We start from the raw sequence: 16,205 nt of genomic DNA on the forward strand, positions 1-16,205 counted from the left end.
TCCGACATAGGGCGATTGTCAGGGAATCCGGTCGGCAGGGGAAGGGTCGCATGACGGACACCAGGTGCGCGCCGCCGGCGTCGATCACCCGAGGTCGAACACGAACCGATGGACACTCCGGCCGGCCGGTGCCGTGGTCCTGCAGCTCAGCCGGTACACCCGGTCCGGCCGCGCATGGTGGTCGGCGGCGGTCACCTCCTCCACCGAGGCCCGCGGGCATTCGTGCCCGAGCCTGACCAGTCCGCCCCAGTCCGCCGCGCCGGCCGACAGCGTCGGCTCCACGCGGCTGACGAAGACCTCCTCGACGGGCAGCTCCCGGTCGGCGTCGATCTCGTCGACGAGTTCGAGACGGCCGTCCGGCCACCACCGGAAGCGCCGGACCAGCGACCACAGGCCTGCCACCTGGTACGCCGCGGTGAGGTCGAGGTCGAAGTTGACCGTCTGCCCGTCGTCGCGGTAGCGCAGCACCTTCGCCGTCCGGTCCGCGCCCGGCAGCTGGACCTGCCCGTCGATGACGGGAACGGAGTGCCCGCGCGCCGACGGGTGCAGGTGCTCGTAGCGGCCGGGACCGAAGTAGCCGGCGGTGTATTCGCCCGCGCCGAGGTCGTCCAGCACGCTGCGGCCACCGGTGTGCAGTACGAAATGGCCCAGGTCGTTGTGGTTGTGCGGCTCGTCGTTGTGGCCGCCCTTGGCCGCGAACGCGAACCGGCCCCGGCTGACGACCCAGGCCAGGTCGGGCAGGAAACTCGTCGCCTCGACCGCGGTCGCGGGCGGACCGGGCCGGAACCAGGCGAGGGTGCGCGACAGGTGCCCCCACCGGTAGCAGTGGTCGTCGTGCAACGACGGCACGACCCGCGCGGCAGGTGTGCCGAACCGTTCGGCCAGCCGTGTGAGCAGCCCCGCGGGCAGCCATGGCCGCTCCGAGGCGTCCGAGAACGGGGCGTACGCGCCCGCGCCCAGCGCCACCCGGTGCGGGAACGCCGCGATCTCGGCGACCTTCGGGCCGGCCAGCAGGTCCTTGCCGGTGTGCTCGCGCAGCGCCTCGGCGAAGTACACGAAGTAGCCGAAGCCGTAGACCCAGTAGTCCACGCCTTCGGCGCAGCCGCCGTCGCCGCCGAACCCGGCCAGGTAGCGGTCCATGGCCGCGCGGCTGCGGCCGAGCATCGCGGCCAGCCGGTCCGCGTCGGTGGGGGAGTCGCGCAGCAGTGCCAGGGCCGCCATACCGGCCGCGCCCGCGCACACCGCCTCCCAGTTGTTGCGGTAGCCCTCCCAGTTCAGCGGCCGGGGGTCGGTGAAGGGCACGAAGACGCGGCGCTCCACTTCGCCGCGGACCCGGTCGGCGACGCGCCGGTCGAGGCGGCCGTCCAGGGCGGCCACGGTCTCGGCGAGGGTGTGCGCGGTCTCCGCGGCGAACAGGTCCAGGCACTGCTCGGGGCCGCGGTCCTGGTCGGCGCTGTGTCGCACGTGCGCGGGCAGCGCCCAGGTGTACTCGTCGCAGACCGACCACAGGGTGTCCGACAGCGGCCCGAGGTCGGTGTCCGGGTCGAGCAGCGCCTGGGCGGCGCGGGCGGCCAGGCGGGCGCGGCGGCGGAAGTAGTGCCGCTCGTAGCGCAGCCGGTTGCCGGTGTCGAAGTAGTCGCGGTAGGCGCGGTAGCCCAGTTCGGGCATCGTGTCGTCGGCGGCCGCGGCGCGGATGTCGCGCAGCAGCGAGGTCAGCTCGCCCGCCGGGCGGGGGAAGGCGCTGCCGGTCACGTCAGCCGCGCGGGCCGCTGGAGTCGCGCACGATCAGTTGCGGGCTGATCAGCACCCGGTGCACGGGCCGCGCCGGGTCCTGCAGGCGTTTGGACAGCAGCTGCATCGCGCTCTCCCCGATGGTGTACTTCGCCGGCCGGACCGCGCTCAGGGCCGGGTTGGCCAGGCCCGCGACCTCGTCGTCGAACGCGACCACGGCCAGGTCGTCCGGGACCCGGATGCCGCGCTCCTCGCAGCGGGCGACCAGCGAGATCGCCTCCCGGTCGGAGTGCGCCAGCAGCGCGGTCGTGCCGGTGGCCCGCCAGGCGTCGATGCCGCGCTCGATCTCGTCGTCCCAGCGCGGGTCGCGGTGGTCGGGGCTGATCAGCTCGGGGGCGTCGGGGTCGAGCCCGATCGCGGTGACGGTCTGCTGCCAGCCGCGCCGCACCGCCGGAGTGTGCGGGCTGCTGGCCGAGGCCAGGAAGCCGACCCGGCGGTGGCCGCGCGCGGCCAGGTGCCGCACGGCCAGGCTCGCGCCGAACGCGTGGTCGGTGGACACGGACTCGACGTGCTCCTGATACAGGCCGACGGTGGCGGTGCGTTCGAGGAACACCACGGGGATGTCGAGCCCGGCCAGCCAGTCGATGAGCCGCGCGGCCTCGTCGCCGATGGTGGGCGGCGCGATGAGCAGGCCCTGGATGCCGGCGGTCTCCAGCAGCCAGGCGGTCTGCCGGCGTACGTCGGCGACGTCGTCGTAGGACGATCCGCGCAGCACGATGCGCACCCCCGCGTCGGGGGCGGCGTCGCGGGCACCGCGCACGATCTCCGGCCAGTAGTAGTCCAGCGACGGCACGACCATGCCGACGGCGGGCAGGGACGCCTCGTCGGCGCTCGTCGAGCGGCCCGGCTCCTCGACGGCGACGCTGAACTGCGGCTGGCCCTCGCCGCCGCGGGGCAGCCGGATGCCACCGTGGACCCGCTCGATCGCGCCCTCGTCGGCGAGCTGGGCGATGTCGCGGCGCACGGTGACCGTGGTGACGCCCAGCGCGCGGGCGATCTCGCTGACCCGCAGCGTGCCGTGGGTGTGCAGGTCGGCCAGGAGCCGTTCGCGGCGCTGGTCCGGCAGCAGCGGGGGCTCGGACAGGGTCACGGCTGGGCCTCCACGGTGGTGTCGCGCACGTCGGGCTCGATTGTGCACGGACGCGGGCGGTGGCACGGCACGCGGCATGCCGCCGTCCGGACGGACCTGACCGGCCCGGACGGGTACCGGCGGCGGTCTGCTCGCACCGTCGTCCCCTTCCCTCGCCCTCGAAACGAACATATTCGTTCACAAAGAAAAGCGCAGGTCTACGCGTTCCGTGTTACAGCTTCGTAACGGGCCCTTGTCGTGCAGTTTCCGGGCTGGTCTACTCATCGCACTGTTCGAATGAACATAAACAAACATATCAGCAACGCTGGGGAACCTGGGGAGAGGCCACCGCATGTACCGTCCGCAGGCACTGCTCGTGATGGGGCCCGAACCGTTCCGGCTCCAATTCGGGCCCCAGGAGCTGCAACGGCTGCGGGCACTCGCCGACCTCGGCGATCCGATCTGGACCGACGACCTCGACGACCCGCGCGTGCGCGCCCGCCTGGCCGACACCGAGGTGCTGCTCACCTCCTGGGGCGCACCCCGGCTCACCGCCGACCGGCTGGCCGCCGCACCCCGGCTGCGGGCCGTGCTGCACTGCGCCGGCAGCGTGCGCAACCTCGTCTCCGACGAGCTCTGGCGGCGCGGCATCCTGATCACCAGCGCCGCCGAGGCCAACGCCACCCCGGTCGCCGAGTACACCCTCGCCGCGATCGTGTTCGCGGGCAAGAAGGCCCACGTGCTGGCCGCCGAGTCCCGGCTGCGCCCGGCGAACTGGGACGCCGTGCACCACCGCGAGGACCTGTCCAACTACGGACGCACCATCGGCATCGTCGGCTTCTCCCGCATCGGCCGGCGCGTGCTCGAACGGCTGCGCACCCTCGACACCGCACAGGTGCTCGTCACCGACCCGTACGCCGACCCGGCCGCCGTCGCCGCCGCCGGGGGCCGCCTCGTCGACCTCGACGAGCTGCTGACCAAGGCCGACATCGTCTCGCTGCACCTGCCCGAACTGCCGCAGACCCGGCACGCCATCGGGGCCCGGGAGCTGGCCCTGCTGCCCGACGGCGCCACGGTCATCAACACCGCCCGCGGCGCCGTGCTCGACACCGCCGCGCTGGAACGCGAATGCGCCACCGGCCGGCTCAACGCCATCCTCGACGTCACCGACCCCGAGCCGCTGCCCGCCGGATCGCTGCTGGCCCAACTGCCGAACGTCATGATCACCCCGCACATCGCCGGGTCGCTCGGCTCGGAGACCCGCCGCCTGAGCGCCCAGGCCCTCGACGAACTCGACCACTTCGTCCACGGCCGCCCCCCGATCGACGCCGTCACCAGCGAAGCGATGGAAGTGATCGCATGATCTCCCCGTACACCGGTTGGACCCGGACCGAATGGGCGGCGCTGGCCGACCAGCTGCTCGCCGCCGCCTGGCGGCACGCCTCGCCGACCGGCGCGCGGATCACCCCGCCCGGCGCGCCCGGCGGCTACGGCACCGCCGTCGACGGCCTCGAAGGCTTCGCCCGCACGTTCCTGCTCGCCGGGTTCCGCATCGCCGGCGAACACGGCCGCGACCCCGGCAACCTGCTCGAACGCTACGCACAGGGCATCGCCGCGGGCACCGACCCGCACTCGCCCGAACGCTGGGTGACCCCGCGCGAGCACGGCCAGGCCAAGGTGGAGGCGGCGTCGATCGCGCTGATCCTCGACCTCACCCGCCCCTGGCTGTGGGACAACCTCGACCCCGGGGTACAGGCCCGGACCGTGGACTACCTCGCCCAGGTCGTCGGCGACCACACCTACCCGCAGACGAACTGGGTCTGGTTCCGCATCGTCGTCGAGCAGTTCCTCGCCTCCGTCGGCGGCCCCTGGTCACCCGACGACATGGCCGCCGACCTCGCCCGGCACGAGTCGTTCGCCCGCGACGGCGGCTGGTACTGCGACGGAAGCGAACGCAGCTACGACCACTACGCGGGCTGGGCCCTGCACCTGTACCCGATCCTGTGGAGCCGGATGACCGGCGCGCAGGCGCAGGCCGCGCCGCTGCTGCCCGAGTACACCCGCCGCCTGGACCGCTACCTGCTCGACGCGGTCCGCCTGGTCGGCGCGGACGGCTCGCCGCTGATCCAGGGCCGCAGCCTGGCCTACCGCTTCGCGGCCGCCGCCCCGTTCTGGGCCGGCGCGATCGCCGGCACCGAAGCGCTGCCACCCGGACTGCTGCGCCGGGCCGCGTCGGGGATCGTCAAGCACTTCGCCGACCGCGGCGCACCCGACGAGGACGGTCTGCTCACCCTGGGCTGGTTCCACCCGTGGCGGCGCATCGCCCAGCGCTACTCCGGGCCCGGCTCGCCCTACTGGGCGTCCAAGGGCCTGCTCGGCCTCGCCCTGCCCGCCGAACATCCGGTGTGGACCGCCGTCGAGCAGCCGCTGCCCGTCGAGCAGGCCGACCAGCTCGCCGTCATCACCGCCCCCGGCTGGGCGCTGTCGGCGACGGCAGCCGACGGGGTCGTCCGCGTCTACAACCACGGCACCGACCACGCCCGCCCCGGCGACCGCAGCACCGACTCACCGCTGTACGCCCGGCTCGGCTACTCGACCGCGACCGCGCCCGCGATGGACGACGACGGCTGGGACTCCCCGCTGGACCAGTCCGTGGTGCTGCTCGACGCGCACGGCGAGGCGACCCACCGCAGCGGCTTCACCACCCTCGACGTACGGGAGCTGGACGGCGCGGCGGTGCTGGCCTCGCGAGCCCGCTGCCACTGGGTCAAGCCCGACCGCGACGCCCCCGACCACGGCTCCGGCTACCCGGGCGACGCCCTCGACGCCGCCACCGTCACCACGGTGTCGGTGGTACGGGGCGCGTGGGAGGTGCGACTGATCCACCTCGACCCGGCCGGTGCGCCCGGCTGGGAGCAGGTCACGGCACTGCGGGTCGGCGGCTGGCCGGTCCCGGCGGCCGCCGACGACCGGTCGAGCTCCGCCGGCCCGGCGGCCCGGCCCGGCCTTTCCTCGGCTGCTTCCGAAACACCCGACCGGCCCGTCGTCGAAGCCGTCGGCACGACGCTCACCTCGACCGCCGTCGGCCTGCACGGACTCGACGTCGCCGGCGTGCACACCGTGCACGACGCCACCCCGCTCGCCGAGCACACCGCCATTCCCTGGCTGCAGACCAGACCGGGTCAGGCGGCCTGGCACGTCGCGGCGTTCGCCCTCAACGGCGGCGACCGGTGGCCGCTGGCACAGATTTCGGGACCCGAGGACGCGCCGGTCGTCCGGGTCACCTGGCCCGACCAGGCCACCACGACGGCGGCGCTGCCCGTGCCGCCGACCGGCCCGCACCACCACGCACAGAACAGATCCTCCGCCGCGTGAGCGGCCGTCCTTAGGAAGGAACGTTCGTGAAAAGAAGGAAGATGCTGGCAGCGGTCGGTCTGGCGATGGCAGTCGCGCTGCCGCTGACCGCGTGCGGCTCCGGTGACGACAGCACCGAGAGCGGCCCCGTAGAGCTGACCGTCGCGGTGTGGAGCCTCGCCTCCACGCCCGAGTTCCAGACCCTGTTCGACGCCTTCCACCAGGCGAACCCCGACATCACCATCAAGCCCGTCGACATCCTCGCCGCCGACTACCCGACCAAGGTCACCACGATGCTCGCCGGCGGCGACACCACCGACGTCATCACCATGAAGACGCTGGCCGACTACGTGCGCTTCGCCGGCCGCGGCCAGCTCAAGGACGTCAGCTCGCTGGCGACCTCGGCCGACGCCGGCAAGCTCGCCGGGCTGGACCAGTACAAGCAGGACGGCGACAAGTACTACGCGCTGCCGTACCGGCAGGACTTCTGGGTCCTGTACTACAACAAGAAGATGTTCGACGCCGCCGGCCAGCCCTACCCGACGAACCTGACCTGGGACCAGTACGTCGAGCTGGCCAAGAAGCTCACCACGGGCACCGGCGAGAAGAAGGTCTACGGCGCCTACCAGCACACCTGGCGCTCGATCGTGCAGGCGATCTCCGCCGCGCAGACCGGCGGCGACCAGCTCGGCGGCGACTACAAGTTCTTCGCCGACCAGTACAAGACCGCGCTGGCGCTGCAGGAGGCCGGGGCCACGCTCGACTTCGGCACCGCGGTCACCCAGAAGACCGGCTACGCCTCGATGTTCGAGTCCGGCAAGACCGCGATGCTGCCGATGGGCACCTGGTACATCGCCAAGGTGCTGTCGGAGAAGAAGAAGGGCACCACCGACGCCGACTGGGCCATCGCGCCCCTGCCGCAGCGCACCGGCTCGGCCGGGATCACCACGTTCGGCGCGCCGACCGCGTTCGCGGTGAACAAGAAGGCCAAGCACGCCGCGGCGGCGGAGAAGTTCGTCCAGTTCGCGGCGTCGGCCGCGGGCGCCAAGGCGATCGCCGGCATCGGCGTGGTCCCGGCATACTCCAGCGACGAGATCCGCTCGCAGTACTTCGCGCTGCCGGGCATGCCCACCGACGAGCTGTCGAAGAAGGCCTTCACCCCCGACAAGATCAACCCTGAGATGCCGGTCAGCGACAAGACCGCCAAGGTCGACACCATCCTCAACGAGGAACACCAGCTGATCATGACCAAGCAGAAGTCGATCGACGACGCGATCAAGGAGATGGAGACCCGCGTCAAGAACGAGGTCAACTGACGAAGGCACGCGGGGACGGCCGGCCGGCCGTCCCCGCGCGACCCGGGAGGACGAGATGGCAGACCTGCTCACCGCGACGCCGGCGACCGCGAGCGCCGCGCCCCCGCCGCGGGCCCGCGACAGGCGGCGCGCCCGGCGCAACACGCTCATCGGCTGGAGCTTCATCCTGCCGAACTTCCTCGGCTTCGCCGTGCTCACCCTCGTGCCGGTGCTCGCCGCGTTCGCGCTGTCGTTCATGGAATGGGACTCCTACAACCCGCCCGAGTGGGTCGGCCTGGACAACTTCGAACGCCTGCTCAACGACGAATCCACCAAGATCGCGCTGCGCAACACCGCCTACTACGCCCTGGGCCACGTGCCGCTGACCATGCTCGCCGCCCTGGGCCTGGCCCTGCTGCTCAACCGGAAGATCGCCGGCCTCGGCTTCTTCCGGGCCGCGGCGTTCTTCCCGTACGTCACCTCGCTGGTCGCCGTCGCCATCGTCTGGAACATGCTGTTCAACCCCGAGGTCGGGCCGGTCAACCAGTTCCTGCAGTTCCTCGGCGTGGACAGCCCGCCCGGCTGGACCACCAGCACCACCTGGGCCATGCCCGCGGTCATCCTCACCAGCGTCTGGCGCGACATGGGTTACTACATGGTGCTGTTCCTGGCCGGACTGCAGGCGATCCCCGTCGAGCAGTACGAGGCCGCCAAGGTCGACGGCGCGAGCACCTGGCAGCGCTTCCGCGCGGTCACCCTGCCCGGCCTGCGGCCGGTCACCTTCCTCGTGCTCGTCCTGCTGACCGTGCAGAGCTTCAAGGTCTTCGACCTCATCGTCGTCATGACCGACGGCGGGCCCGGCCGGGCCACCCTGGTGCTGTCGCAGCAGATCTACCGCCGCGGCATCGTCGAAGGCGAGTTCGGCTACGCCTCGGCGATCTCGTTCGTGCTGTTCCTGCTCGTGCTGGTCCTCACCCTCGCCCAGTTCTGGTTCAACAACCGCCGGGAGCGCAGATGACCACCGCCGACACGGCTGCCGCCCCGCGCGTACGCGGCCCGCTCGCCCTCGCCCGCCGGATCGCCCTGTACGCGGTGCTGGCCCTGACCGCACTGGCGATCCTGGTCCCGTTCCTGTGGATGGTCAGCGCCTCGCTCAAACGCAACAACGACGTGTTCACCATCCCGATCAAGTGGATCCCCGACGAGTTCCAGTGGGGCAACTTCACCGAGATCTGGAGCCGGGTGCCGCTGTCGACCTACCTCGGCAACACCGTGTTCCTCAGCCTGGTCATCACGTTCCTGCAGGTGCTGACCGGCAGCTTCGCCGCGTACGGGTTCGCCAAGGTGCGCTTCCGGGGCCGGGACACGCTGTTCGTGCTGTACATCGCGACCATCGCCGTGCCGTGGCAGGCGTACATGATCCCGCAGTACATCATGATGCAGAAGGCGGAACTGACCGACACGTTCCTGTCGCTGATCCTGATCCAGGCGTTCGGCGCTTTCGGCGTCTTCCTGATGCGCCAGTACTACCTGACCATCCCCGACGAACTGTGCGAGGCGGCCCGCGTCGACGGCCTGTCCGAGTACGGCATCTGGGCCCGGATCATGCTGCCGCTGTCCAAGCCGGCGCTGGCCAGCCTCGCTCTGCTGACCTTCGTCAACACCTGGAACGACTACATGGGCCCGTTCATCTACCTGACCAGCAACGACCTGTGGACGATCCAGCTCGGCCTGCGCTCGTTCGTCGGCCAGTACGACGCCGACTACGCGATGATGATGACGGGCTCGGTGCTGTCCATCCTGCCCATCACCATCATCTTCCTGCTCGGGCAGCGGCACTTCATCCAGGGCATCGCCTCCTCCGGCATGAAGGGCTGACCGACATGCGCCTGCTCGCCCGCCTGCCCTACGACACCGTCTTCGGCACGGTGTACGCCGCCCTGAAAATCAACCTCTGCCTCGTCGCCACCTGCCTACCGCTGCTCACGGCCCTCGCCCTCGGCGGCGGCAGCCCTCTGCAGGCCTGGCCGTTCTACACCGCGCTGTCCGCACTCTGCGGCCCGGCCGCCGCCGCAGCCTTCGCCGCCTTCCAGGCGCTGTCCGAAGGCGAACACCACGTCGGCCGCACCTTCTGGACCGCCTACCGCACGAAGTTCGCCCGCTCCCTGGCGATCGCCGCCGCCGCAGCCGCCGCAGTCATCGTGCTCGCCGCCGACTTCCAGCTCGCCCTCGGCAGCCCCTTCGGCGCGGTCACCCCGCTGCTGGCCCTGCTCATCACCCTGGTCGTGGCGACCGCCACCGCACTGCTGGCCGCAGACACCAAAACGACCTGGAAAACAGCCCTGGCCTGCGCCTACCTGTCGACCCGCCACTGGTACCTCACCCTGGCAAACCTCGCGATCCTCGGCATCCTGGTCGCCGCAGTGGTCGCCAAACCCGCGATCGGCCTGTTCCTCCTGCCCGCCCCCGCCCTCTACGCCGTCTGGGCCAATACCCGCCACCTCACCGCCCCCCTCCGCTAGACCAAAGGAAGGGCACCTTCACATCGCCATGCGATGTAGAAGGTGCCCTTCCTAACCTTCAGGCGCTGTCGCGGCAGGTCCGAGGCCCGCGCTCACTCCGAATCCCGGACCGGCTCAGCTCGCCGGGTTCGAGCGCAGGTACGCGAGCACGGCCAGGACCCGCCGGTTCGTGTCGTCGTCCGGTGGCAGGCCGAGCTTGGCGAGGATGTTGCCGACGTGTTTGCCGACGGCGGCCTCGGTGACCGTGAGGCGGCGGGCGATCGCGGCGTTGGAGTGGCCTTCGGCGACCAGGGCCAGCACCTCCCGTTCGCGGCCGGACAGCTCGGCGACCGGGTCGCGGCGGTGGGCGAGCAGCCGCCGTACCACGTCGGGGTCGATGACGGTGCCCCCGCCGAGCACCGAGCGCAGCGCCCCGACGAAGTCGGCGATGTCGACGACCCGGTCCTTGAGCAGGTAGCCGACCCGCCGCCCGTCGCCGCTGTCGAGCAGCCGGGACGCGTACTCGGCCTGCACGTACTGGCTGAGCACCACGACCGCGCGGCCCGGGTCCGCGGCCCGCAACGCCAACGCGGCGCGCAGGCCATCGTCGGTGAAGTCGGGCGGCATGCGGATGTCGGTGATCACGAGGTCGGGGTTCTCGGCGGCCACGGTGGCGAGCAGCGCGTCGGCGTCGCCGACCGCGGCCACCACCGTGAACCCGAAGCGCTCCAGCACCCCGGCCAGGCCCTCGCGCAGCAGGACGCCGTCCTCGGCCAGCACGACCCTGGTCACGGCAGGCACGGCAGCTCCACCCGTACGAGCGTAGGGCCTCCGGCCGGGCTGGACAGCAGCAGCCGTCCGCCGACCGCCGCGACCCGGTCGGCCAGGCCAGTCAAGCCGCTGCCGCGAGCCGGGTCCGCCCCGCCTTTGCCCTCGTCGCGCACCTCGACGACGAGGGCGTCGCCGTGCCGGGCCAGCCGGATCGCCGCCGCCGCAGCCCCGGCATGTTTGGCGACGTTGCCGAGCGCCTCGGAGGCTGCGAAGTACGCGGTGTTCTCCACCCGCGGCGGGTAGCGGTCGGCGACGCCCGGTTCGACGGTGACCGTGACGTCGAGCGGGCTGCGGTCGGCGAGGTCGCGCAAGGCGGCGGGCAGGCCGAGGTCGGCCAGCGCCTGCGGGCTGATGCCGTGCACGAGGTCACGCATCAGCACCATCAGATCCTTGGCCTCGGCGTGTGCCCGGTCCAGCGCCTGGGCGGCAGGGGTGTCGTCGGGCAGGTCCAACCGGGCGACGCCGAGTTGCAGCGTGAGGCTGGTGAGCCGGTGCTGCGCGACGTCGTGCAGGTCGCGTTCGATGCGGCGGCGTTCGGCGTCGAACGCGTCGACCAGGCGGCTCCGCGACCGGGCCACCTCTCGCAGCTCGGCCTGGCCGCCGCCGCCGAGCAGCACCCGGGCGGTGGCCGCGTGACCGGCCGCGACCAGGCCGGTCAGATAGGCCAGCGCGGGCAGCAGAGCCAGGCCCAGCAGCGCGACCGGGATCGCCTGAGCGGGCGTGCTCGCCTGCCATGGGCCGAGGCTGATCGCGCTGTCGACCCCGTACAGGCCGTCGGCGTTCCGGGGCACCAGCAGCGGGCTGACGATCAGCGTGCCGACGATGAACGCGGTGAAGGCCAGGGTGGCATAGACGAGTGGGGCGACCGTCGCCAGCAGTACCAGGTACAGCAGCTCACGCCAGGCGGCGGGCTCGGCGTAGCGGGCGGCGAACCAGGACGCCACGTTGCCGGCCCGGGGCATGTGGTCGACCGGGCGCGGGTCGACGATGCCCACGCGGCGACGCTCCAGCGCGGCGAACGGTGCGGCCAGCAGCGTGCCGAACATGGCGAGCCCGGCTGTGGTGAGCCCCGACACCAACACCAGCGGCGCGGTGTGCAGCCCGCCGTTGGAGAACTGCACGAGCCAGCCCGCCCACGGCAGCGTGATCGGCGACAGCAGCAGCGCGGCGACGCCGAGTACGGGCAGCGCGGTGAGCACGGACAGCAGGGCGCGCCAGGGCCATTCCGAGATCAGGTAGCGGCGGGAGGTGAGCGCGGCGAAGAGGTGATGTGGCTGCTCAGAGGGCATGTGGACACGCTAGCCAGCGGGAGCGTCCCGGCCCAGCCGCCCAGCGGGCCGATCCGAGGTAGTGCCAGGCATACCTGCCGCGGCGGCAACGGCGCCCACCGCCTCAAGGTCGTCGGACTTGCCGGGCAGGTGTGCGTATCTTGAGGCCGGTTTCGCCCAGGTGCCTGGCAAGTCCGACGATCATGGCGCGCTGGACGTCCACCCGGCGAAGGCGGATGGCGCGAAAGGGCGAGTCACATCTGCGCCATCGCCGACCTGTCCCGTGTGGCCTGCGACGTTGCGACGATCTTCGGGCGTTCACCCCCCGCACGATCGGAGTCCGCCTCGTGGCAGCACTTCCCTCACCGAGACGCCGCGCCCCCGCGCACGCCCTGCTGGCGATAACGCTGGCACTGGGCACGATCTCGGTACTTTCTCCCGGCAGCGCCGTCGCCGCCGGATCCGCTGGGAAAGCTCCGGCGAAGCCCGCCGGTTCACACACCATCACGCTGATCACCGGCGACCGGGTCACCGTCACCGCACTGCCCGGCGGCCGCACCACCACCAGCGTCCGCAGCAAGCACGGCGGCCCTGTCGGCGCACACGTGCTGACCTACGGCACCGACACCTACGTCTACCCCGACGCGGCCGCGCCGTACGTCGCCGCGGGCCTGCTCGACGAGCGGCTGTTCAACGTCACCGACCTGATCGCCGAGGGCCACGACGACGCCCGCCGCCCGCGCCTGCCGCTGATCGTGCAGTACGCCGACGCCGCGACCGCCCGCCGTACCCGGCTGCCCGGCTCGGTGCAGGTGCGCGGCCTCGACTTCGTGCACGGCGGGCTCGTCGAGCAGCAGCGCGGCGGCGCCGACCGGTTCTGGGCGGCGCTGACCGCCCCGGCCGCGGCCAAGCGCGCCGACGCCCGGCCCGCACTGGCCGGCGGCGTCACCAAGGTGTGGCTGGACGGCAAGGTCCGCGCCGCACTGGCCGACACGACCGCGCAGATCGGCGCGCCGCAGGTCTGGGCGACCGGCAACACCGGCTCGGGCGTCGCGGTCGCGGTGCTCGACACCGGCGTCGACGTCACCCACCCGGACCTGGCCGGCCAGATCGCGCAGACCGCCAGCTTCGTACCCGGGCAGGAGGTGACCGACAAGCACGGCCACGGCACCCACGTCGCGTCGACGATCGCGGGCACCGGCGCGGCGTCCGACGGCCGCGAGCGCGGCGTCGCCCCCGGGGCGCGCCTGCATGTCGGCAAGGTCCTCAACGACCTCGGCGAAGGCCAGGACTCCTGGATCATCGCCGGGATGGAGTGGGCCGCCCGCCAGCAGGGCGCGAAGGTCGTCAGCATGAGCCTGGGCGGTGCGCCAACCGACGGCACCGACCCGCTGAGCAGCGCCGTCAACGAGCTCAGCGCCCAGACCGGCGCGCTGTTCACCATCGCGGCCGGCAACTCCGGCCCGGACATGCAGACCGTCGGCGCACCCGGCGCGGCCGACGCCGCGCTGACCGTCGGCGCGGTCGACAGCCTCGACCGGCTCGCGTTCTTCTCCAGCCGCGGCCCGCGCCGCGGCGACAACGCCCTCAAGCCCGACATCACCGCCCCCGGCGTGGACGTGTACGCGGCCCGCTCGCAGCAGTCGAGCGAGGGCGAGGGCCTGTACACCACGATGAGCGGCACGTCGATGGCGACGCCGCACGTCGCGGGCGTGGCGGCGCTGCTGGCGGCCGCGCACCCGGACTGGACCGGGCAGCGGCTCAAGGACGTGCTGATGAGCACGAGCCGCAACGGCGAGCGGATCGACCCGTACTTCGAGGGCATCGGCCGCGTCGACGCCGTCGCGGCGACCGGCGCGACCGTGTTCGCGACCGGCACCGACTTCACCGACCTGGCCTGGCCTTACCAGCCGGGGCAGCGCGTCGACCGCAAGGTCGTCTACACCAACACCGGCGACGCGCCGGTGGACCTGGACCTGTCCGTCCGCGCGCCCACCGCGCCGGCGGGCCTGTTCACCCTCGACGCTCAGCGGATCACCGTGCCCGCGTACGGCACCGCCGACGCGACCGTCCACATCGCCCTGGACAACGCGCAGGACGACACCTACGCCCACGTCGCGGTCGACGCGACCGGCCCCGGCGGGCAACGGCTGCGCACCCTGGTCGGGCTGAACAAGGAGGGTGAGCGCGCCGACCTGACCTTCCAGACCCGTGACCGCGCCGGGCGCGGCCTGGCCGGGGTGATCCTGCTCAAGGACATCACCCGCAACACCGTGCCGAAGCTGTACACGGTGGACGGCACCGGCCGGCTCACCGCGAGCCTGCAGCCGGGCACCTACAGCGCGATCATGCACGCGGACCTGCCCGGCATCGCCGGACCCCACTCGCTGGGCCTGGGCGTGCTGCTCGCCCCGGAGATCGTGCTGACCGGCGACCGGACCGTCGTGCTCGACGCCCGGCAGCTGCGGCAGGTCTCCGCCGAGGTGAAGACGGCGACCGCGCGGGCCGAGGTGCGCATCGACTACGGCCGCACCTACGCCGACCTGTCGCCGTTCTTCGACAACTACACGGTCCACAGCCGCTACCACGGCATCTGGGCCACCCCGACCGGCCGCGCCGTCAAGCAGGGCGCGTTCAGCCTCGGGTTCCGGTGGAGCCTCGTCGAGCCGCCGCTGACCATCAGCGGGTACGGGCAGCGCTACGACGACCTGCTCCTGCAGACCGCCTCGCGCAGCCTGCCGGACGGCCGCGAGCAGCTCGACCTCGCCTACGCGGGCCTCGGCACCGCCGCCGAGCTGCAGCGGGCCCGGGTCCGCGGGAAGATCGCCGTGGTACGGCACCGGGCGGGCGGCGACGTCGTCGCGCAGGCCGACGCGGCGGCGGAGGCCGGGGCGCGGATGATGCTGCTGGTCAACGACGGCGACGGCCGCCTGGACGCCTGGTACGAGCTGGACAACCCGAACCCGGCGCTGCCGGTCGCCGCCATCGGCCGCGACCAGGGCGAGCAGCTGATCACGCAGCTGGCCAAGGGCAGGCAGCACTACGGCGTCGAGTCGCACCCGGTCCCGTCCTACGTGTACGACCTGGTCCACCGCTACCGCGGCGCGGTGCCCAAGGACGTGTCCTACCGGCCCGGACCGCGTGACCTGGCCCGCATCGACGTCGCCTACCGCAGCCCGGTGCCCGGTTCGGGATTGGGGCTGCGCTACGACGTGTCTCCGGACCAGCCGGGGTCGGCGCTGGGCGGCGCGGTGCTGCCGGTGCCCGCGCAGGGCGCCCGCACCGACTGGGTGTCGGCCGACCACGGCAACCAGTGGTTCGAGCAGGCCACCGTGCAGCCGCTGATGTACTCGTCGGAGCTGCTCGGGTACCGGCCGGGCAGCCGCAGCCAGGTGCGCTGGTTCGCGCCGGTCGGCCGGCCCGCCATGCTGCAGGACAGCCTCGTGTCCGGCCGCCCGACGATGCTCGGCAACGACCTGATGGTGTGGGCGCTGCCGAACTGGGGCGACTCCGACCCGCACCACCAGGCACTGGTCTGGGAAGGGGAGATCAGCCAGAAGACCAGCCTGTACCAGGGCGACGAGCTGATCGCCGAGAACCCGGGCAGCAGCATGTACGGCACGCTCACGCCCGGCCCGCGGCCGGTGCGGCTGATCACCGAGACCAGCCAGTCGGTGGTGTCGCCGTACTCGGTCAGCACCCGCACCGAGTGGACGTTCCCGTTCACCGGGGCCGCACCGGACGAGATCCGGCGGCTGCCGCTGATGGGCGTGCACTACACGGTCGACACCGACCTCGCGGGCCGGGCCGACCGCCGCGCCCGCCTGGAGGTGAGCGCCCGGCAGTTCGAGGGCGTGCACCAGGGCGGCAAGGTCGGCAAGGTCGGGCTGGAGGTGTCGTACGACGACGGCCGCACCTGGCAGCGTGTGCCGTTCGACCGGCGTGACGGCGCCTGGCAGACGACCCTGCACGCGCCGGGATGGGCGAAGTTCGCCTCGATCCGCGTCAGCGCCGCCGACTCCGCGGGCAACACGGTCACCCAGACCGTGGTCCGGGCCTTCGGACTGCGCTAGTTCCTGAATCTTGGAGAGTTGTG

The 16,205-nt window shown here is 72.4% G+C and carries 11 protein-coding genes; 7 read left to right on the forward strand and 4 right to left on the reverse strand.

From position 1 onward, the window contains the following. Nucleotides 1-84 precede the first annotated feature (84 nt). Both ACFQO7_RS27395 and ACFQO7_RS27400 read right to left on the reverse strand, forming a co-directional pair. The gene (locus ACFQO7_RS27395) at nucleotides 85-1,752 is read right to left on the reverse strand and encodes a heparinase II/III family protein (protein WP_376809070.1); all 1,668 of its coding nucleotides are present in this window, start codon (nucleotides 1,750-1,752) and stop codon (nucleotides 85-87) included. Nucleotide 1,753: 1 nt separating this feature from the next. After that, the gene (locus ACFQO7_RS27400; protein WP_376809071.1) at nucleotides 1,754-2,881 is read right to left on the reverse strand and encodes a substrate-binding domain-containing protein; all 1,128 of its coding nucleotides are present in this window, start codon (nucleotides 2,879-2,881) and stop codon (nucleotides 1,754-1,756) included. Nucleotides 2,882-3,212: 331 nt separating this feature from the next. Between ACFQO7_RS27400 and ACFQO7_RS27405 the strand changes: the two genes are divergently transcribed. The 6 genes from ACFQO7_RS27405 to ACFQO7_RS27430 are packed head-to-tail and all read left to right on the forward strand — an operon-like array spanning nucleotide 3,213 to nucleotide 10,031. Continuing rightward, nucleotides 3,213-4,223: a hydroxyacid dehydrogenase gene (locus ACFQO7_RS27405; protein ID WP_376809072.1), complete on the forward strand. Its 1,011-nt coding sequence runs from the start codon at nucleotides 3,213-3,215 to the stop codon at nucleotides 4,221-4,223. After that, on the forward strand, nucleotides 4,220-6,235 hold the full coding sequence (locus ACFQO7_RS27410) for a DUF2264 domain-containing protein (RefSeq protein WP_376809073.1): 2,016 nt from the start codon (nucleotides 4,220-4,222) through the stop codon (nucleotides 6,233-6,235). Before ACFQO7_RS27405 ends, ACFQO7_RS27410 begins: the two co-directional genes overlap by 4 nt. A gap of 26 nt (nucleotides 6,236-6,261) precedes the next feature. Next, complete coding sequence (locus ACFQO7_RS27415) at nucleotides 6,262-7,530, forward strand: ABC transporter substrate-binding protein (protein ID WP_376809074.1); 1,269 nt, start codon at nucleotides 6,262-6,264, stop codon at nucleotides 7,528-7,530. Nucleotides 7,531-7,585: 55 nt separating this feature from the next. After that, nucleotides 7,586-8,527, forward strand: coding sequence for a carbohydrate ABC transporter permease (locus ACFQO7_RS27420; RefSeq protein ID WP_376809075.1), 942 nt, complete (start codon nucleotides 7,586-7,588; stop codon nucleotides 8,525-8,527). Then, nucleotides 8,524-9,387, forward strand: a complete 864-nt coding sequence (locus ACFQO7_RS27425) for a carbohydrate ABC transporter permease (RefSeq protein ID WP_360525114.1) — start codon at nucleotides 8,524-8,526, stop codon at nucleotides 9,385-9,387. The genes ACFQO7_RS27420 and ACFQO7_RS27425 overlap by 4 nt, the downstream gene beginning before the upstream one ends. 5 nt (nucleotides 9,388-9,392) lie before the next feature. Next, entirely contained in the window at nucleotides 9,393-10,031 is a 639-nt protein-coding gene (locus ACFQO7_RS27430; RefSeq protein WP_376809076.1) for a DUF624 domain-containing protein, read from the forward strand. A 114-nt stretch (nucleotides 10,032-10,145) separates the two neighbouring features. Here ACFQO7_RS27430 and ACFQO7_RS27435 read toward each other — a convergent pair whose 3' ends face one another. Together ACFQO7_RS27435 and ACFQO7_RS27440 are read right to left on the reverse strand one after the other, a co-directional pair. Continuing rightward, nucleotides 10,146-10,811: a response regulator transcription factor gene (locus ACFQO7_RS27435; protein ID WP_376809077.1), complete on the reverse strand. Its 666-nt coding sequence runs from the start codon at nucleotides 10,809-10,811 to the stop codon at nucleotides 10,146-10,148. Further along, the gene (locus ACFQO7_RS27440; protein ID WP_376809078.1) at nucleotides 10,799-12,130 is read right to left on the reverse strand and encodes a sensor histidine kinase; all 1,332 of its coding nucleotides are present in this window, start codon (nucleotides 12,128-12,130) and stop codon (nucleotides 10,799-10,801) included. The genes ACFQO7_RS27435 and ACFQO7_RS27440 overlap by 13 nt, the downstream gene beginning before the upstream one ends. Nucleotides 12,131-12,456: 326 nt before the next feature. Between ACFQO7_RS27440 and ACFQO7_RS27445 the strand changes: the two genes are divergently transcribed. Further along, nucleotides 12,457-16,182, forward strand: a complete 3,726-nt coding sequence (locus ACFQO7_RS27445; RefSeq protein WP_376809079.1) for a S8 family serine peptidase — start codon at nucleotides 12,457-12,459, stop codon at nucleotides 16,180-16,182. Nucleotides 16,183-16,205 lie beyond the last annotated feature (23 nt).

Source organism: Catellatospora aurea (assembly GCF_042663325.1).
GTDB lineage: Bacteria > Actinomycetota > Actinomycetes > Mycobacteriales > Micromonosporaceae > Catellatospora > Catellatospora aurea.

What these genes read in the sequence shown, in the direction of transcription:
- ACFQO7_RS27405 (WP_376809072.1), top strand. Translation starts at nt 3,213, where the DNA reads ATGTACCGTCCGCAGGCACTGCTCGTGATGGGGCCCGAACCGTTCCGG.
- ACFQO7_RS27410 (WP_376809073.1), top strand. Translation starts at nt 4,220, where the DNA reads ATGATCTCCCCGTACACCGGTTGGACCCGGACCGAATGGGCGGCGCTG.
- ACFQO7_RS27420 (WP_376809075.1), top strand. Translation starts at nt 7,586, where the DNA reads ATGGCAGACCTGCTCACCGCGACGCCGGCGACCGCGAGCGCCGCGCCC.
- ACFQO7_RS27425 (WP_360525114.1), top strand. Translation starts at nt 8,524, where the DNA reads ATGACCACCGCCGACACGGCTGCCGCCCCGCGCGTACGCGGCCCGCTC.
- ACFQO7_RS27430 (WP_376809076.1), top strand. Translation starts at nt 9,393, where the DNA reads ATGCGCCTGCTCGCCCGCCTGCCCTACGACACCGTCTTCGGCACGGTG.
- ACFQO7_RS27440 (WP_376809078.1), bottom strand. Translation starts at nt 12,130, where the DNA reads ATGCCCTCTGAGCAGCCACATCACCTCTTCGCCGCGCTCACCTCCCGC.